The 18,992-nt window shown below is 60.9% G+C and carries 15 protein-coding genes and 1 pseudogene; 3 read left to right on the top strand and 13 right to left on the bottom strand.

Annotated elements, in window-relative coordinates; genetic code table 11:
- Positions 1-124 precede the first annotated feature (124 nt).
- The gene (gene ubiA, locus BM403_RS10480; RefSeq protein WP_015886571.1) at positions 125-1,015 is read right to left on the bottom strand and encodes a 4-hydroxybenzoate octaprenyltransferase; all 891 of its coding nucleotides are present in this window, start codon (positions 1,013-1,015) and stop codon (positions 125-127) included.
- Positions 1,015-1,578 (bottom strand): chorismate--pyruvate lyase family protein, encoded by a 564-nt coding sequence (locus BM403_RS10475; protein WP_015886570.1) that lies wholly within the window; start codon positions 1,576-1,578, stop codon positions 1,015-1,017. The genes ubiA and BM403_RS10475 overlap by 1 nt, the downstream gene beginning before the upstream one ends.
- A 195-nt stretch (positions 1,579-1,773) precedes the next feature.
- Here BM403_RS10475 and BM403_RS10470 point away from each other — a divergent pair, with 195 nt between their 5' ends.
- The 3 genes from BM403_RS10470 (at position 1,774) to BM403_RS10460 (ending at position 3,593) form a co-directional block, all read left to right on the top strand.
- A complete protein-coding gene (locus tag BM403_RS10470) occupies positions 1,774-1,941 on the top strand; it encodes a rubredoxin (protein ID WP_015886569.1) in 168 nt (55 codons plus the stop codon).
- A gap of 36 nt (positions 1,942-1,977) precedes the next feature.
- Complete coding sequence (locus BM403_RS10465; RefSeq protein WP_046034834.1) at positions 1,978-3,126, top strand: NAD(P)/FAD-dependent oxidoreductase; 1,149 nt, start codon at positions 1,978-1,980, stop codon at positions 3,124-3,126.
- A 191-nt stretch (positions 3,127-3,317) separates the two neighbouring features.
- The gene (locus tag BM403_RS10460; protein ID WP_003176958.1) at positions 3,318-3,593 is read left to right on the top strand and encodes an HU family DNA-binding protein; all 276 of its coding nucleotides are present in this window, start codon (positions 3,318-3,320) and stop codon (positions 3,591-3,593) included.
- 90 nt (positions 3,594-3,683) lie between these two features.
- On the opposite strand, the gene BM403_RS10455 is transcribed toward BM403_RS10460, so the two are convergent.
- From BM403_RS10455 to BM403_RS10405, 11 genes and pseudogenes are all read right to left on the bottom strand, one after another.
- On the bottom strand, positions 3,684-3,932 hold the full coding sequence (locus tag BM403_RS10455) for a hypothetical protein (protein ID WP_139237962.1): 249 nt from the start codon (positions 3,930-3,932) through the stop codon (positions 3,684-3,686).
- A gap of 172 nt (positions 3,933-4,104) precedes the next feature.
- Positions 4,105-4,530, bottom strand: a pseudogene (locus tag BM403_RS31440) (hypothetical protein); the annotation flags it as partial.
- Between the two features lie 162 nt (positions 4,531-4,692).
- Entirely contained in the window at positions 4,693-5,355 is a 663-nt protein-coding gene (locus tag BM403_RS10445) for a hypothetical protein (RefSeq protein WP_093542693.1), read from the bottom strand.
- 13 nt (positions 5,356-5,368) lie between these two features.
- Positions 5,369-9,739 carry an RHS repeat-associated core domain-containing protein gene (locus BM403_RS10440; protein ID WP_256577155.1) on the bottom strand — a complete coding sequence of 1,457 codons (4,371 nt, stop codon included), beginning with the start codon at positions 9,737-9,739 and terminating at the stop codon, positions 5,369-5,371.
- Positions 9,740-9,751: 12 nt separating this feature from the next.
- Entirely contained in the window at positions 9,752-10,186 is a 435-nt protein-coding gene (locus tag BM403_RS10435) for a DcrB-related protein (protein WP_093542691.1), read from the bottom strand.
- Between the two features lie 15 nt (positions 10,187-10,201).
- Positions 10,202-12,145: a type VI secretion system Vgr family protein gene (locus BM403_RS10430; protein WP_093542689.1), complete on the bottom strand. Its 1,944-nt coding sequence runs from the start codon at positions 12,143-12,145 to the stop codon at positions 10,202-10,204.
- A 156-nt stretch (positions 12,146-12,301) separates the two neighbouring features.
- A complete protein-coding gene (tssH, locus tag BM403_RS10425; protein WP_093542686.1) occupies positions 12,302-14,965 on the bottom strand; it encodes a type VI secretion system ATPase TssH in 2,664 nt (887 codons plus the stop codon).
- Positions 14,958-16,001 carry a type VI secretion system baseplate subunit TssG gene (tssG, locus tag BM403_RS10420; protein WP_093542684.1) on the bottom strand — a complete coding sequence of 348 codons (1,044 nt, stop codon included), beginning with the start codon at positions 15,999-16,001 and terminating at the stop codon, positions 14,958-14,960. The genes tssH and tssG overlap by 8 nt, the downstream gene beginning before the upstream one ends.
- Entirely contained in the window at positions 15,965-17,824 is a 1,860-nt protein-coding gene (tssF, locus tag BM403_RS10415; protein ID WP_093542683.1) for a type VI secretion system baseplate subunit TssF, read from the bottom strand. The genes tssG and tssF overlap by 37 nt, the downstream gene beginning before the upstream one ends.
- Positions 17,821-18,336, bottom strand: a complete 516-nt coding sequence (tssE, locus tag BM403_RS10410; protein WP_005792513.1) for a type VI secretion system baseplate subunit TssE — start codon at positions 18,334-18,336, stop codon at positions 17,821-17,823. The genes tssF and tssE overlap by 4 nt, the downstream gene beginning before the upstream one ends.
- A gap of 93 nt (positions 18,337-18,429) precedes the next feature.
- Complete coding sequence (locus BM403_RS10405) at positions 18,430-18,918, bottom strand: Hcp family type VI secretion system effector (RefSeq protein WP_015886558.1); 489 nt, start codon at positions 18,916-18,918, stop codon at positions 18,430-18,432.
- Positions 18,919-18,992: the final 74 nt, after the last annotated feature.

The following is an 18,992-nucleotide window of genomic DNA, read 5'->3' as shown; positions in this document are numbered from 1 at the left end:
TGGACGGGGTATGACCCGCGTCCAAGCCTCAAATGTGTAAACGATGTCCCCGGTTTCAGATGTAAACGATGTCTACGGTTCTACACCCCGATGGCGTCAGCCCAGTCACCCGACATAACGGCACTTAGCGAAATGCGTAATCCGCCACAATCCCGACAAATATCGCCAACCCGGCCCAGTGGTTGTGCAAAAACGCCTTGAAGCACTTCATCCGATCCTTGTCCCGGGTGTACCAGAACTCCCAGGCAAAACAGCCCGCCGCCGCCAGCAACCCCAGGTGGAACCACCCGCCCAGCTCAAATCGCGCCCCCGCCAATAGCAGGCACACCAGCGACAGGCCTTGCAGAGTAAGAATGATCACGCGATCGGCATCGCCAAACAGAATGGCCGTGGACTTCACACCGATCTTCAAGTCGTCGTCACGGTCCGTCATGGCGTAATAGGTGTCGTAGCCCACTGTCCACAGCAGGTTGGCGATGTATAGCAGCCATGCGGTCGCGGGCAAATCACCGGTCTCGGCGGTGAACGCCATCGGCATGCCCCACGAGAATGCCGCCCCCAACACCACCTGCGGGTAATAGGTGTAGCGCTTCATGAACGGGTAGCTTGCCGCCAGGGCCAGACCACCGAGGGACAGCAGGATAGTCGTGGCGTTGGTCAACAATACCAGCAGGAAGCTGATGCCCATCAGCACTGCGAAAAACACCAGCGCCTCTTTCGAACTGATCTTGCCGCTCACCAGCGGGCGCTGTTCGGTGCGTTTTACGTGGCCGTCGACCTTACGGTCGGCCCAGTCATTGATCACGCAGCCGCCGGCCCGGGTCAGCACCACGCCCAGCACAAAAATCACGATATTGATTAAAGAGGGCGACCCCTTGCCCGCGATCCACAGCGCCCACAGCGTCGGCCACAGCAGCAGGTAGATGCCGATGGGCTTGTCCATGCGGGTCAACTGAACGAAATCCCAGGCCCTGGGGTTCAGGTGGTTAAGGGATTTGAGCAGACGTTGGTACATCAGCAGTTCTCCGGATGGGCGTGCAGTGCGTGCCAGAAGCTGGGCAAAAAGATCTCCGCGACCAGCACGCTCAGCGGCCCGCGATCGAAGCGTGAGCGGCGCCCCCACAGCCCGTCGACCTGATCGGCCGTGGGCAACCAGTGCCGTGGGTAATGGCACACCTCGATGGCCTGGCGCGTGAAGGCTTGGTCGCAGAACAGCAACTCGCCCAGCGAGCGGCTGCCCAGTTCATCCATATGCAAGCCGTCGCCCTGCAAGGCGCTGCGCGCCGCGACACTGCGCGCGAACACCCACGGTTGGCCATTGCCGCGCAAATACACCTCGCGCACCCAACCGATGCTGGACGGCGCCAGCGCCAGGGCAGCACATTCGTCATCGCGCAGCGGCTGCCAGCCTTCGAACAGTGGCGTCACGCTGAAACCGTCGTTGGACAGCCACGTCAGCCGCCGCGTCAGCGAGTCTTCGTTGAACAGCCAGTTGAGGGTCAACGGCGCGGGCGCAGGGGTCAGAAGGCTCTGGATCAGCCATTGGCAAGCATCGGGGGGGACGATTGAGTGCGGCACGGTGAGTCAGTATTGGCAGCAAAAGAGGCGGCGAGCTTACCATGGCGTCCTGGGTGTTTGCCGGACTGAACCGGCTGCTTGCGTCGATCGTGCTTGCATCTGCCGGCCCTGATCAGTACAAAACGCCCTGAGCCGTACGGCAACGCGGGTCTATCGACCGTCGGCCAAGATGCCTGGACCCTGAGGAAGCAAGTAATGAAGAAGTGGCAATGTGTAGTCTGTGGCCTGATCTATGACGAAAAAGACGGCTGGCCGGATGACGGAATTCTGCCTGGTACTCGTTGGGAGGACGTCCCGGAAGACTGGCTGTGCCCGGACTGCGGCGTGGGCAAAATGGATTTCGAAATGATCGAAATCGGCTAATTTTGGTTTTCAGATAAGTACTACAAGGAGAAAGGAATGAACGCACCTGTCGTGATCATCGGCACAGGATTGGCCGGTTACAACGTGGCCCGGGAGTTTCGCAAGCTCGACAGCGAGACCCCATTGCTGCTGATCACCGCGGATGACGGGCGCTCCTACTCCAAGCCCATGCTCTCCACCGGCTTTGGCAAGAACAAGGAAGCCGATGGCCTGAGCATGGCTGAACCCGGCACCATGGCCGAGCAACTCAAGGCCGAAGTGCGTACTCACACCCGCGTCAGCGGCATCGACCCCGGCCATAAGCGCCTGTGGATCGGCGAGGAGGCGGTGGTTTACCGTGACCTGATCCTGGCCTGGGGCGCAGAAACCGTGCGGGTACCGGTTGAAGGCGATGCGGCTGAACTGATTTTCCCGATCAACGACCTCGAAGACTACGCCCGCTTTCGTGCCGCCGCTGCCGGTAAGCGCCGCGTGCTGCTGCTCGGTGCCGGCCTGATCGGCTGCGAGTTCGCCAACGACTTGATTCTTGGCGGTTATGAAATCGATCTGGTGGCACCGTGCGAGCAGGTCATGCCGACCCTGCTGCACCCGGCGGCCGCCGCCGCAGTACAGGCCGGTCTGGAAGGCCTCGGCGCGCGCTTCCACCTGGGCCCGGTGCTCAATCGGCTACAGCGCACCGATGATGGCCTGGAAGCGCATCTGTCGGACGGTGAAGTGATCGCCTGCGACCTGGTGGTCTCCGCCATCGGCCTGCGCCCACGTGTCGACCTGGCCGCTGCTGCAGGCCTGCAGACCAACCGGGGGATCATGGTGGACCGCCACCTCAAGACCTCCCACGCCAACATCTACGCCCTGGGCGACTGCGCCGAGGTCGACGGCTTGAACCTGCTGTACGTGATGCCACTGATGAGCTGCGCCCGCGCCCTGGCCCAGACCCTGGCCGGCAACGCCACGGCGGTCAGCTACGGGCCGATGCCGGTGACCGTCAAGACGCCGGTCTGCCCGTTGGTGGTCTCGCCACCGCCACGCGGCACCGAAGGCGTGTGGAGCGTGGAAGGCGAGGGCGCCGACATCAAGGCCTTGTGCCGCGACGCCAGTGGCCGCCTGCTGGGGTATGCACTGACCGGCACTGCGGTGATGGAAAAACTGGCCCTCAATAAAGAACTTCCGCCATTGCTGGCGTAAATACCGGTCGTTCTGTCGGAATAAGCACGTTTTTCCCCTTAGAAAGGTCGCCGCGAGACTGGCGGAGCGTGCGAGGGCATGCCATCCTCACTCCCGTCTGCCGCAGAGTAGAGCCTGCGGCGCTTTGGGCGCTGCTCCAGAAGAGAGCAGCACGGACATAACAACAAAAAACCGTCAAAGAGGCTTCACTTATGCGTAAACCAGAACTCGCAGCCGCCATCGCTGAAAAAGCGGATCTCACCAAAGAACAGGCCAACCGCGTCCTCAACGCCGTTCTCGAAGAAATCACCGGCGCCCTGCACCGCAAGGACAGCGTCACCCTGGTCGGCTTCGGCACCTTCCTGCAACGCCACCGCGGCGCCCGCACCGGCAAAAACCCGCAAACCGGCGAGCCGGTGAAAATCAAGGCCAGCAACACGGTTGCGTTCAAGCCAGGCAAATCGCTGAAAGACACTGTCAACGCGTAATGGCGTTACCGTCTCGAAGGGGGCGGGGTGGTAGGGAAAATGGGCACGCCGACTGGGTCGGGTGCCCATTTTTTGTGAGGGCCTTGCCGGTTAATCACACACCAGCGAGTGATCCGGGAATTGGCTCAGCTTGAACTTCTTTAATTCTTGTGCAACGGAGCTCTCAAGATGCTCCGGGTCCATCAGCGTTTTAACTTCACGCTCCCAGCCCGCTGCTCCGCCTACACGTTGCGTCACACCTTCCGGCCATCCTTGAAGGATGGTCTTGTAATACTCGGTGCGTTCGTGGGCCATTTCACGCTTCTTGCACCAGGCCAATAACAATATATTGTCGGTCATGGCCTGTACTGGAAAGTTGTCTGCGCCGGACACAGTAGTTTGATAAATAGAGTCCAGCAGGGTGCATGAAAGTGTATCGAGGAACGCGGTAGGGCATTGCGATCGAAAACGTTCAACAAGTTCTTCGAACTTATTTGAGTGGCGTAATGGGCTTATCGATTCCTCAACACCCTTTGTTATGCACGACCAACCCTGCACTGGCTGGCGGCCCGTCCAGCAAGTTGGCGGCGGCGTCGTAGGCGAAGGTTTCCTGCTGGCCGTGCAGGCTGTCCTGGCTGGCGATGATGCGGCCGGTGGCGTCGTAGTGCAGCAACTGGCGGTGTTGCGCAGCGGGTTGTTGGTCGAGTTTGCCTATCAGGTTGCCGAGTTCGTCGTAGTGGTGTTGCAGGTTGCCCGCCGAACTCTACTCGCAAAGCAGTTGGCCGAGGGCGTCGTAGGCAAAGCCCAGGGCTTGGGCATTGCCCTGCGAATCGGTGAAGGTGACAGCCGTGAGCTGGTCCGCCGCGTCGTAGTGGTAGTCGGTGCGGCCATCGTCGGTGGTCTTGGCGACGAGCCGGCCAACCGCATCACGTTCCAGCCGATGGACGCTAGGCGCAGGCGTAAGCTAGGGCCAGCCCCGTTAACTGAAGATTGGGATTGAGCACAATATGATCTTGCCTTTCGGTAAACGAGCCTTGATCGGTGCTCGTTTTTTGCTAGCGTAGTGAACACGACTACAGGAAGCATCCGAGGGCTGTTGATGGTTTCATGTGCTGTGTACTCAAGTAAATTGAACGAGGAAATAGCCACCCACATCTCCCTCTTTCATCTTTTTCGCTCGATTATCGGCAAATATATAGCCGATACCACCACCGAATATCCCTTCGTGGTTAGGACTTATTTTCGCGATGTCAGCGTCGATTAGCTGAGCCAAAAAATAGTAGCGAGGGCTTTCATACAAAGGGTCTTGCAACCAAGCGGGGCGCCCGAGAGCCTTGCTGATACCCGCGCCACAGTCCAAGTCTTCCAGTTCTTCCTCCATTTGTTTGGAAGTCAGTGGCTGCTGGGCAATGTACGTTCGCGGAATCGGATCAACCAACGTAACGGGTGTGAGTTCGGAAGTCGCTAGTGCGTGAAGCAGAACTTTGCTATGGCCAAGTTGAAGTTTCTCCATCTCGCTTTGTTGATGGACAGTCAACTTGCGTATAGATGACCGTGTGTACGTTTCGTCAACTCGCTCAACGGAGACGAACACCGTAAGCGCCATCCCGGAGGGTATGAATGGAACGCCCAAGAACGTTGAGGTCATCGTAATCACCGGCAGCATAAGCTGACCGGTTTGCGGGTCTTTAGGCCACAGATCAAGGTCTGTAAGCCACGCACCTCCGCCTATTTGTCCAAGGTTATGGTCTTGCTCTGAGAGAATAATTTGATTGATACCCATAGCCCGTGATCCTTTAGAAACAACCTTTTCGTTTGGCGAATGACGCGGCAGAGCGCCTCGCGGTCCTGGCTTGTTGTTGCGTGATGATGCCGGTTTTGACCAGTGAGTTGTGTATGGCTTGGGACATGAGGCGAATCTCCAGCTTCCCGCGCTTAAGCATCTGATTGGGTCCCATCCCACGAGCGCGCCGCAAACGATTCTCCTCGGCATGCACCATGTCGTGATGCTCGGGAGAGAGGGCAATCGACGGGTTGCCTTTGTAACGCCGACCTTTGGCGATACCTTTTTCTTCCAGAAATTTATTGCGGACAATCTCGTGTGCTTCCAGTCCATCATTCTTGTGGGCCTTTGCACCGTAACCTGCCACTTCGCCTTCTTTGAGCAGGCCAAGCGGATCGATCCACCCGGAGGTATTGGGTGCGTATTGGTAAAGGTTATAGCCACCCGCCAACCCAATCGGATCCGGCGTCGTAAACCGTCCCACATCCGGATCATAAAACCGAAACGTGTTGTAGTGCAGTCCGATCTCTCGATCCAGATACTGCCCCTGAAACCGTAGATTTTGCTCTTCGATAAAGTACGGTTCACGCACCTCCTCAACCGTATTCCCCCACACCCGATACCGCGCCTGCCACACCGTCTTCCCGTCGGCTTCAGTCAGTTGCTCCGGCAACCCGTTCAGATCGTTGTGGTAGTAGCGCACGCTCTGATGCTCGCCCGTCCCATCCACCCGGGCCAGCGGCGCATAGCTGTCTTCTTCATAGATGTAGAGGCTGGTCTGGCTATGCCGATGCTCCTGCAACAGGCGCAAACCTTCCCAATCGAATCGGGTTTCACCCAGCGGGTAGCCGTTGCTGTCATGTTCGGTTTTAGCGATGCGCCGGCCAAGCGGGTCATAGGTCATTTTCACGACCGTTTCCCGTCCGTCCTTCTGGCTGCGCACTTCAATCAGCCGGTGCTCTGCGTCGTAGGCGAAATGTTGCAAACCACGTGCAGCGCTGCGTTTTTCGATCATTCGACCAAAACCGTCATAACGGTAGCGCTTGTCCTGATATGTCAGCAGCTTGTTATGCACGACCAGCCCTGCACTGGATGGCGGCCCGTCCAGCAAGTTGGCGGCGGCGTCGTAGGCGAAGGTTTCCTGCTGGCCTTGAGCGTTGTCCTGGCTGGCGATGATGCGACCGGTCGCGTCGTAGTGCAGCAGTTGACGCTGGTCCCGATGCTTGTCGCGGTCGCGTTCCAGGCGACCGATCAGGTTATCGGCCGGGTCGTAGTCGAAGTGTTTTTGCTGGGCGGCCGGCAGTTGCGTGGGCTGGCCATTGGGGCGGCGTATCCGTGAGCGCAGGCGGCCGCTGCGATCGTATTCGCTGCGCGTGGTGATCTGGCCTTGGGTACGCAGCACTTCGCGGTGCAGGCGGTCGCGCTCGAAGTCGCTGATGACGCGGCCGTCGAGGTTGATCTGGTGGAGGTGACCGCTGCCGTAGTACAGGCGATTGAGCCAGCGGCCATCGGGCAGTTGGGTCTGGATCAGGTTGCCGAGTTCATCGTAGTGATGGTTCAGGCTGCCGGCGGCGCTTTGTTCGGTAATCAGTTGACCAAGCGGATCGTAGGCAAAGGCCAAAGCCTGGGTGGTTTCATCATTGCCTGTGAAAGTGACGGCGGTGAGCTGGTCCACCGGATCGTAGGCGTATTCGGTACGGCCATCATCGGTAACTTTCACCAGCAAGCGACCAACCGCATCGCGTTCCAGGCGATGCACGATAGGGGACGGCACTGCCAGTCCTTCATTCGAGGGAACGTACTCTAAGGCAGCCAGATTATCCAACGCATCATAGTCATAACGTCGAGCACTGCCGTCCAAGTCTTGCTGTTCCGTGAGGCGGTCTTCCTCGTCCCAGGCAAAGCGGTAGCTTTCCGCGTTTTCATTGGTCAGGGTTTGTAACCGACCATAGGCGTCGTAGCGGAACTCAATTTGCCTGCCGTGGGCATCTATTCGTTGGCGCACTTGCCCGCGACGGCCGTATTGGTAGCGAGTGGTGTGACCCGCAGCGTCGGTATAGCCGATCAACAGACCGCTGGTGTCGCGCAGGTACTGCTCGGTGCGACCGTCCGGCATTTCGGTTTGCAGCAAGCGGCCTTGGCGGTCGTGTTGATAACGCTGCCGTTCGCCCAAGGCGTCGATGACTACCTGCAAGTGGCCCTGGCGGTCGTACTCAAACGCTGTGGGGTACCCCGAACAATCGACATGCTGAATTAACTGTCCGGTTTCATTCCAACGCAGGGTTTTGCTTTTGCCCGTGGCGTCGATGATCTCCACCACCTGACCAAACGTATCGTAGCGATACCGTGTGACATGCCCCAAGGGGTCGATTTCACTGACGCAATTACCTCGTTGGTCGTACTGATATTGCCACGCTTGGCCTGCCGCATCGGTCTCCACTAATGGAAGCGACCAATGCTCCAGCCACAATGTGGACTCGATACGCCCCAACGGATCTTGAGTGCTGCACAGGTTGCCGGATTCATCGTAGCCGAACTGCCATTTACCGCCTTGAGGATCAATTGCACCGAGCAACTGACGTTCGTCGTTCCACTCGAATTGCCAAGTCTTCCCCAGATTGTCGGTGTACTCGGTGATCTGGTACTGCGGGTTCCAGCGGCGCGTGCTGACGCGTTGCAAGCCGTCCGTAATCTGGGTCACACCGGCCGACAGGTCATAGTCGAACCGGTACTCGTCACCTTCATCGGTCCAGTGCCGCACCACACGCCACTCGCTATCTTCCACGCATTCCCAGTGGTAGTAGCAACGTAGACCGGTGGGCAGTTGGTGCTCGACCATGCGCTGGCCAGCGTTATAGGCGAAGCGACGTTGCACGTTTGCGGCGGCGTCGCGAACTTCGGCCAGGTCGCCGCGAGTGTCGTAGGCATAGCTGACGAGGGTTTCTCGACTGTGATCGGGGTACACGCGATCGACTCGCTCTACCCGCGCCGGCCATTGTTGGCTATAGCCCAACTCGACGCGCACATGGTCGAAAGTATCTCGTAATTGGCTCAGCCGACCCTGGGCGTCATAGTCGAGAAAAATGCGGTTGTCATTGCGATCCCCTAACTGGCTGAGGCGCAGTTGCGAAGGGGTGTCCGGCGTTGGCTCGAACAGTCGATAGAGTCCATCAACGCTTTCAATCAGTAGTTGGCCATTGGTATTGCGCCGCACGCTCAAGCCTTCCCCTGCGCTGAATACAGCTCCACCCAGCGGGATCACACCTATGTCGATCTGGCGCGCTTGCTCATCGGTATAGACCAGTCGCTCGCCACCTTCGGGGTGTGCGCCAATCTCGACAAACACTTCGTAGATCACGCTCCAGCTGGCGCCGAACAGGCCATTTCGACGTTCGTCTCGGCTGCTGTAGTAGCGCTGCCATTCGATAGGGAGAAGGCCAGGCAAGGCGAAGTCCAGGTCGTCCTCGCCATCAAGTATTTTCGCGCCCGTCGAGCTATGCACCGGGTTGGGCGAGCCGACCACGGCAGAGGAAATGGCGTTGGTAACCTGGCTGGTGCCCCACGACACCAGTCCGCCCACCACCATGCACGGCAGCTTGCTGAAGAACTTCGAACCACCGCCGCGCAGCATCAACAGCGCGGTTACCGCCAGCCCGACACCCGGCGTCTTGCCGCTGCGAATCTCGCGGACCACCACCGGACTACCGCCAATGCGCACGTTGCTGGAGATCATCCCCGACTCGACAATCGAGGCGTCGCAGGTGCTGCGGTCACCGCTACGGGCGGCTGGCTGACCGTTGATAGTGACCTTGCTGGAGCCTTCGGCAATAAACTGCGGCGGCATCGGCGGATGCTTGGTGCAGATCACGATATCCAGCGGCTTGGGTACTGCGCCTGGCGCAGGAACCGCTACTGTGGGGCGCCACATCTGCGAGAAAAAACCCTTGGCCATGTCCAGGTAGCTGGCTTCTTCGGGACTGCCACCTTCGGCGAGTTGCGAGCTGACCGGACCGATAGCACCTGCGGCACGTGCAGACGGTATGCCGTTGGTGAAGGTGTTGTGTGAGCCGGTGGCGATCGTCGCCATCACCACCGGCGGAAATAACGCGTTGCCTATCCAGTCGCAAACCTTTGTCAGTCCCTTGTCCGCCCCCGTCTTGCTCATGCCGATACCGACGATGATTCCCACCACCGCGCCGAGCACAAAACAGCCCAGGCCGCCGGTAACGACGGTAATACCGGTCGCGGCCACGATCGCAGCAGTGGCTACCGCTGTAATAGCGATATTGGCTGCGATTTCCAGCACGCCGCCCAGGATGTCGGCCATAACCGAGGTGTGTAGCAGGCCGTCGCCGAGGCGTGCCGCCCAAAGTGCGTCAGACATGGTGGAAGGGCTTCAAGGCTTCGGATTCAGCAGCAGGGTGTTTTTGATCGTTGCCCAGTGGACATTTTCAGCGTCGCCCAGAGGCTGGGCTTTGACATAGCTCAGGGCAAGCATCTGCTGGGTGCCCGGTACAACCAGCGCCAACTGGTATTGATAGATACGCTCGGCGCCCTTGCTGAACTGGTTATGTACTTCGATGGCGTCGACATCCTGCGCCGCGCCCACGCGAACTACCTGCGCCGGTTGGTAGCGTAAGTCTTGCACCTGTTTCTCGAGTTTGGCCAGTTGGCCTTCGAAATTGCTTTGCAGTGTTTCATCATCGCCGAGCAGGCTACGGCTGACGATCAACGATGTGCCTAGCGCGGCGAACTTCAGGATATTGATGGACGCATCCTGCACCTCTTCGCTGGGCAGTGTGAATTGCAGTTCATTGAGTCGATAGGTCATGAAAATCGGATCTCGTTATTGGCCGGAAGGCGGCTTGGGAAACATGGAATTGACGGCAGCGTCGATTTCGCCTTTGACCCCTTGGCCCATGGGCGTAGTGCCGCCCTTGCCGCCAATGTTCAGGTGCAAGTTGCCCCCGGTGTTGATCTCGGAGCTGCCTTCGGAGTACACGTTAATCTGCACGCCGGTGAGGTTGATCTGCCCGCTGGCGTTGAGCTCCAGCACGCTCTTGCCACAGACCAGACGCAGGTTTTCACCCACTTCAATCAGGTAGCTCTTACTGATGGCATCGGTCTTGCTGAACCCCACCATGAGCATGTCGTCATGCTTGACCGCACGCACGCGGTCGTTGCCGACCGTTACTACCTCGTCATGCCCAATGCTCTTATTCCGGTCATGCCCCACGGAATGGCTTTCGTCGACTTCGACGACAATGTCCTGATTCCGCTCAGCATGGATATACAACTGCTCCAACCCCTTCTTGTCCTCCATGCGGATTTCATTGAAGTTGGCCGGCGTGCCGCCCTTGCTGGATCGACTCTTCATACCGCTCTGGGTAGCGTTCTCCGGCAGGTCGTAGGGCACCGTCTGCTCGGCGTTGTAGACCCGCCCGGTGACGATCGGCCGGTCGGGGTCACCTTCAAGGAAGCTCACAATCACTTCCTGGCCGATCCGGGGAATCTGCATCGAGCCCCAGTTCTTACCGGCCCAGGATTGCGACACACGAATCCAGCACGAGCTGTTTTCGTTGGATTGGTCGTGGCGGTCCCAGTAGAAATGCACCTTCACGCGGCCGTATTGGTCGGTCCAGATTTCCTCGCCTTTGGGGCCGACCACCAGCGCGGTCTGCGGGCCTTTGACGATAGGGCGGTGGGTGCTGGCCAACGGGCGGAAGCTCTGCTGGGCGTCGATGCAGGTCAGGCTGCTTTCGAACTGCGCGCCGCCCGAACCTCCGCCGCTTTCCAGGCTTTCCTGGACGATGTAATAGCGAATGCCGACGATCAGGTATTCGCGGTTCTGGTCCTGGCGGCTAAAGCCGGTGAGGCTGAACAAATGCCCCGACCCCAGGCCACGGGCGTTGCCGCTGAACTCGATTTGCTCATGCAGGGTTTGCAGGGCTTCGATGCGGGTGCGGGCGTAGTGTTCGCCGTCGGCGCTTTGCACGTAGGTGCCGGGGTAGTCGTACAGCGGGTAGTCGCCGGCGGTGTGCGGGCGCGGCATGGCCGAGCGCACGTCGATGCTCGCGCTGGGGCGCTGGAAGTCGTAGTCGTTGAGCTCCAGCGAGCCGGGCTGCACCTCTTGCGCCAGGTGCCAGTTGTGCATGTGGTCGCGTTCGCGCTGCTGCTCGTCCTTGGGGTAATACGGGATGGATGCGTAGCCCGGCACGGTGGTGTGGGCACCGTAGGCGTCAGCCAGCACCAGCACATGGCGGTCCTGTTCATGGCGGAAGAAGTAGTAGATGCCTTCCTGTTCCATCAAGCGGCTGACGAAGTCGAAACTGGTCTCGCGGTACTGCACGCAGTATTCCCACTCGCGGTACGGCCGGCTCAGGGCGTCTTCGAAGTCGGAAAACCCCAGGTCGCGGAACACCTGCTTGATGATCTGCGGGATGCTCAGGTTCTGGAAAATCCGGCAGTCCGAGGTACGGCTGAGCAGCCACAGCCACGGGCGCAACGTCACCTGGTAACTGGCGAACTGGCCCTGGTCGATGTTCTGGCTGCAGCGCGCGACGATACCGTGGAAGTGCCGCTCACCGCCGTCCGCCAGTTGCAGGCCCACGCTCATGGGTTTGCCGAGCAACTGGTTGAGGTCGATGTTGGCGTCCAGGGACGTCAGTTGCAGCTCATAGTTGAACAGCCGCCCCAGCTCTTCGCCGCCGCCCATTTCATTGAGCAGCAGCACATCCGGCCCCAGGGGGCTGGTGATCTTGGCCAGGCGTGAGGCTTGGTTAAAAAGCATCGGTTGTCCCGTAAATGACTAAGTAACTGAAGGAACCGGTTCAAGTGTGGGAGGGGGCTTGCCCCCGATGGCGGTGAATCAGTCACCGAATGCATCAACTGACACACTGCTATCGGGGGCAAGCCCCCTCCCACATTTTGATTGTGTTCCGTCAGGTCAATCTGCGTCGCTGAAGTCGTAGTGCAATTCATTATCCCGGCTGCTGATGCGTACACCCGCCATCGCCTTGCCTTCGAGCATGCGCGTGAGGAACTCACGGCTCATGTCCGGCAGCAGGCTGTTGGTAAGAATGGTGTCGATCATGCGCCCGCCGCTTTCGGTTTCGGTGCAACGCGAGACGATCAGGTCGACCACCGCGTCGTCGTAGTCGAAGGCAACCTTGTGGGTCGTCTCCACGCGCTTCTTGATGCGACCCAGTTGCAGGCGGGTGATCGCCTTGAGCATCTCATCGCTCAGCGGGTAGTACGGAATGGTCACTAGGCGGCCGAGCAGTGCCGGCGGAAAGATCTCCAGCAGCGGCTGGCGCAGGGCCTTGGCGATTTCTTCCGGCTCAGGGATGTTCGCCGGGTCTTTGCACATCTGGGAAATCAGCTCGGTACCGGCGTTGGTGGTCAGCAGGATCAGGGTGTTCTTGAAGTCGATCACCCGGCCTTCGCCGTCTTCCATCACGCCCTTGTCGAACACCTGGAAGAAGATTTCATGCACGTCCGGGTGGGCTTTCTCCACCTCGTCCAGCAGTACCACGCTGTAGGGTTTGCGCCGCACGGCTTCGGTCAGCACGCCGCCTTCGCCGTAGCCGATATAGCCCGGAGGCGCGCCCTTGAGGGTCGACACCGTGTGGGCTTCCTGGAATTCGCTCATGTTGATGGTGATGACGTTCTGCTCGCCGCCGTACATGGCTTCGGCCAGGGCCAGGGCGGTTTCGGTCTTGCCCACGCCCGAGGTGCCGGCCAGCATGAACACGCCAATCGGCTTGCTCGGGTTGTCGAGACCGGCGCGGGACGTCTGGATGCGCTTGGCGATCATCTGCAGGGCGTGGTCCTGGCCGATGATGCGTTTCTTCAGGTGCTGGTCGAGGTTGAGCACCGTCTCCAGCTCATTGCGCGCCATGCGGCCCACCGGGATGCCGGTCCAGTCGGCGACCACCGAGGCCACGGCCTGGTAGTCCACCGTCGGCAGGATCAGCGGGGTTTCACCTTGCAGCGCGCTGAGGCGTTGTTGCAGGTCGACCAGTTGCTCGCGCAAAGCGTCGTCGCCACTGTCTACGGCGCCGGCTTTTTCGCGCAAGGTCGCGCGGGTAGCGAGCAGTTCGTCCACCAGCGCTTTCTCTTCGGCCCAGCGGCTTTCCAGCGTCGCCAGGCGCTCACGTTCAGCGCTCAACAGTGCTTCGCTATTGGTTTGACGCGCGCCAATCGCGATACCAATGGCATGCTCGCGAGCGATGATCTGCAGCTCGGTTTCCAGGGCTTCGATGCGGCGGCGGCTGTCGTCCACTTCGGCTGGCACCGCGTGCAGGCTGATGGCGACGCGGGCGCAGGCGGTGTCCAGCAGGCTTACGGATTTGTCCGGCAACTGGCGCGCCGGGATATAGCGGTGGGACAGCTTCACCGAGGCTTCCAGGGCTTCGTCGAGGATCTGCACCTGGTGGTGTTTTTCCATGGTCGACGCCACGCCACGCATCATCAGCAGCGCTTTGTCTTCCGACGGTTCGGCGACTTGCACCACCTGGAAACGGCGCGTCAGGGCCGGGTCTTTCTCGATGTGCTTCTTGTACTCGGCCCAGGTGGTGGCGGCCACAGTGCGCAGGGTGCCACGCGCCAATGCAGGCTTGAGCAGGTTGGCTGCGTCACCGGTGCCGGCGGCGCCACCGGCACCCACCAGGGTGTGGGCTTCGTCGATAAACAGGATGATCGGCTTGGGCGAGGCCTGGACGTCTTCGATGACCTGGCGCAGGCGCTGTTCGAATTCGCCTTTCATGCTGGCGCCGGCTTGCAGCAGGCCCACGTCGAGGCTGCGCAGTTCCACATCTTTGAGCGCGGGTGGCACGTCACCGGCGACGATACGCAGGGCGAAACCTTCGACCACGGCGGTCTTGCCCACCCCGGCTTCACCGGTGAGGATCGGGTTGTTCTGGCGGCGGCGCATGAGGATGTCGACCAGTTGGCGGATCTCCTCATCACGACCCACGATCGGGTCGAGCTTGCCGCTGCGGGCCTGTTCGGTCAGGTCAACGGTAAAGCGCTTGAGCGCTTCCTGTTTGCCCATCGCACTGGGCGCCATGGCACCGCTGGCTTCGCCCGGCACGGCGCCGGCGTTAAAACCGTCGCTGGCGCTCAGCGCGTTTTCCGGTGAGTCGCCCACGTATTCATCAAAGCGCTCGCTCAGGGCCTCGGCCTTGATCTTGTCGAACTCGGAAGACAAGCCCAGCAGCGCATGGCGCAGGCTCGGGGTCTTGAGAATGCCGAGCACCAGATAACCGGTGCGTACCTGGCTTTCGCCGAACATCAGACTGCCGTAGACCCAGCCGCGCTCCACCGCTTCTTCCACATGGGACGACAGGTCGGTGATCGAGGTCGAGCCGCGTGGCAGGCGGTCCAGGGCTTCGGTCAGGTCGCGGGCCAGGCGCGCCGGCTCGACGTTGAACTGGCGGATGATGCGGTGCAGGTCCGAGTCCTGCAGTTGCAGCAACTGGTGAAACCAGTGGGCAAGCTCCACATACGGGTTGCCCCGCAGTTTGCAGAACACCGTGGCGGCTTCGATGGCCTTGTAGGCCACGCTGTTGAGTTTGCCGAACAGTGCGGCGCGACTGATTTCACCCATGCTCTGGATTCCTTGAGGTGGTGGCGTGGTCGGCGTAGTGCCGGGCCAGGATTAGGTCGTTGGCGTCATGCTCGGGTTTACCGAGCCAGGTGTTGAAGCCCAGGCGGAACTGGCCGTTGAGTTGCAGCGCTGGCACTTCGGCTTGTTGCAGAACCAGGTTCAAGTCCCAGTCCAGTTCATGGCCCAGGTACTCGGCTACCCACGCCACCAGCTCGTTGAACGGTTGGTGGCCGGGCAGCATGCCCATGTAGTCATCCAGCGTGAGGGGGCCCAGGCGGATACGGAATTTGTGCTGGCGATCCCACACGAAGCTGCCCAGGCAAAAGTCCACGCCGAGGCGGTTGGCGCTCACGCCCACGCGGCTGCGTTCGGGCAGCTCGAGCCATTGGCCGACGTACTCTTCGATCGCCACCGGCAGGCCGAAGTACTCGCTGAGAATGGCTTTTAAGCCGTCCGGGTAGCGCGTTTGCGCCGAGAGGTGGCCGCTGTAATGCAGCTTCGCGGTATCCGGGATGAGCCCCTGATTCAGCAGGCTCGGCATGCCGCGACCACTCAGTGCGGCGAGGCGCGCAGACCAATAGTCATCGTCCGGGCGGTCATGGCTGACCGTCGGCCGCGCCTCGGCCCAGGCTCGGTAAAACAGGCTCAGCAGGCGATGGTGGAACACATCCAGGAAGTGTTTGCTGGTGCTGTCGGCATTGTTGCGCTGGCGCTCGCGTACATATTCGGTGATATGCAGCGGCAGCGGGCCGTTGGGGCCGCCGAGGCCGAAGAAGAACTGCTCCAGCCGCGCCGGCTTGCCGTCGCCACCGGGATCGACCGACGCCAACGTGGCCGGGGCAAAGGTGCAATCCGCCTGCTGACCCAGGCGCAGCGGGTCATCCGCCAGGCGCAGGGAATGGCCCAGGCGCGGCAGTTCCGGCGATTCGCACTCGATACGCCGCAACGCCTGGAAGAAATCGTATTCCCAGGGCGCCTGATGCATCGCATCCAGGGTACTCACAGGGTCGGACGACGTCCGGGCTTGGCTTTCCATCGCATGATCTCGCCGCGTTCGGTGGTACGGATCACCGTCTCGGTAAAACTGTTGATCGACACGTAGCGTGCCAGGAAGCGTTCCAGCACCGCACCGAGCAGGAATACGCCGGTGCCGCGAAACGCGTTTTCATCGAATTCCAGTGTGATCTCCAGGCCGCGCCCAAACACGATCGGGCCGGGCATCGGCAGGCGACGGGTCACCGCTTTGCTGCTGACCTCGCGCAAGCCTTCGATCTGCAATTGCAGCGCCGCGTCGTTGCTGTCGCCGTACAGGCGCAGCAATTCACGCAAGGCGCCGGCGCCCTGGCCCTGTTCGCTCAACGACAGGTAGTTGAGCGACAGTTGGCTGATCAAGCGCCACGCCTTGGCGTCATGGGCATGGCTGGGGCGCGGGCGACTCGGGCCGGCGACGCAGCGCACGGCCAATACCGGCGCGCTGTCGGCCAGGGTGAAGTCGGTCTTGCCGTTGCCCACGCTCATGAACAAGGGCAGGTCGCGGTTGGTGCACAGCGCGGTCACGCCGAGCTGGCGCAGGTCGTGGCGGTAGGGCGCTTGCCCGCTGTCCACCAGGCTGACAAAGGTTTCACTGCCCACGTACGTGGAGCGCGGGCCGTTGCGGCGCTGGTCGCTGGACAGCACGCGCGGCTCGCGGCGCACGGTGTAATAGGCCTGGTCGCGGCCATAGCGCGACGGGTCGCGCACCGCATAAAACGGTAAAAAGGGTTGTTCCGGCCCGGTGCCATGGCCCGTGATGCCGCTCAACGAATGAATCTCGAAATCCATCGGCCGCGTGCGGTCGGCGATCACATGGTGCTCGCTGACCCGGTCGGACAGGTGAATACGGTCTACGCGCTTGGGAAACAGGTTGATCGCCGGCGTGCAGAACGGCAGGAACTGCGCGGCGCCGACGCTGCCTTCCAAGCTCGGTTCGTGGCGGTCGAACAACACGATCAGTTCCAACTCCTGACCGTCGCAACGCTTGACCGCACGGCTCAGCTCGGCGAACTCGACGAACAAGTAGCGGTGGGGCAGGGCGAAGTATTCCTGCAACAATCGATAGCCCTGGAAGGCCCTCGCGACAACCGGCATGGCGGCGTCGGCGTCGTCAAAACCACGGGAGCGCAACGCGTCCTGCGGCAGGCGTTCTACCCAGTCACCGCCGGGCTTGCGTGCAAACACCGCGCAGGCGTTGCCCAACAACTGCTCGTAAAGGCGGAACGGTTGCTCGTCGGCACCGCTGAGGTACAGCGGCAGGTTATCCAGGTCGAGGCTGTTGAAAGGCAATTCGGCGCCGGTGCGCAGGGTCAGGCGCAGGCCGGCCTTGGCTTTCGGCTCACTGGCGGCCAGGCGGCCCAGCACGGCGGCGGGGTTGCCGAAATACTCGGCGCTGCTGACCTGCAACGGCCACAACGTCACCGGGTGCGCGGTGCGGTACTCGCAGCAGGTCTGGGTTTCACGGCCGAGGGCGGCACGCAATACCGTGTCGCGGGGCAGCGGGAAACCGCTGGCCAGGGAGCCTTCGTCCGAGTCGGTCTGCAATTGCACCACGGTCATCGACGGCGTCGGCGCCAGGTAGTGCGGGTAGGCGATTTCCAGCAGGTTATGGGTGAAGGTCGGGTACTCGGCATCGAGCTTGAGCTGCACACGGGCCGTGAGGTAGGCAAACCCTTCAAGCAGGCGTTCGACGTACGGGTCGGCGCAGTCCATACCGGACAGGGTCAGCCGACTGGCGATCTTCGGGTATTCCTTGGCGAACTCGGCGGCGCTTTCGCGCACGTGGTGCAGTTCCTGGTTGTACAGCTCCAGCAGGCGCGGGTTCATGGGCGCCTCCGCTGGTCGGCATTCACCACACGCACATGGCCGGATTCCAGGTCGAGGTCGGTTTGCAGCAATAGGCGCAACGGCACCGGCTGCGCCCACAGGTCGCCTTCGATCTCGAAGCTCAGGGCGTTGTGATTCATCTCGCCATGGCCGACACGGGCTTTGACCCGCAGGGTATGGCGCAGGATGCGCGGTTCAAAGGTGGCGATGGCCTGGTAGATCAGGGCTTCCAGGGCCTTGATGTCGACACTGGAAACACTGTTGCCCGCCAGCGCCGGCAGGCCGTAATTGACCACCGACGTACCGGCCGGGGTGTGCAGCGTGGCATCGGCATCGAGCAACGACGTGGTGTTGAGCAGCCACGCCAGGTCACGCAGCACCGAGGCTTTCAATTGGGTCAGGGACAGCACGCGTTTGTCGGCGCTTTCCTTGGGATTGGTTGGGTCGTCGTCGGTCAGCCGGTCCAGTAGGGACGGTTGCAGACGGTCGCGGGAAGCGATTTCAGTTACCACCAAAGCAGCTCCACGGACGGGTTGTGAGAGGGACAGTTGTTGAGCGGGGCAGGTTTCTGGGGCCGTGGTGGGGAACCACGGCCACCAGAGCTATCAGCGCTTGGTGTTGGAACGGATGTTCCAGCCAAACTTGATCGCGCCGCCGTCTTTGGTGCCGTCGGCTTTCTGCGGCTGGTAGTCGACCATCACTTGGGCAAAGTTCAGGGTGACGTTTTCGGTCAGGCGGTCATCGCCACCCGAACCGCCGGTGCTCAGCGAGGTGACCAGCACTTCTTCCAGGTTGATCACCATGTACTCGACCTGGCTTTCACCGCCGGCCTTGCGCACGGTCAGCTTGACCTTGTCGATGTGCTTGCCGCTGGCGCAGTGCATCATCAGGTTCGGCGAAGCCTTGTCGACGTACTTGGTCAGCGACAGGTCCTGGATATTCACCTTGCCCGCGCCGCCGCCACCGCCCACGTGCATGTTGCCGGACTGGGCCATGCCCCAGCTCCAGTTCAGCACGTCGATCTCGTCTTTGTGGGCCTTGTCCATGGACTCGCCCTTGATGTCGCCGATCTTGATGAAAATATCAACAGCCATGTTTTCTCCCTGTGTGGCGTGGGCCACGATATTTGGTTATGCCCAATGGAGCATTGCTTTTGTGTGGGAGGGGG

Source organism: Pseudomonas sp. OV546, assembly GCF_900116845.1.
Classification (GTDB): Bacteria; Pseudomonadota; Gammaproteobacteria; order Pseudomonadales; family Pseudomonadaceae; genus Aquipseudomonas; species Aquipseudomonas petroselini.
The sequence above is the reverse complement of the archived record's forward strand: the minus strand, read 5'-3'. Positions and strand labels throughout refer to the sequence as shown.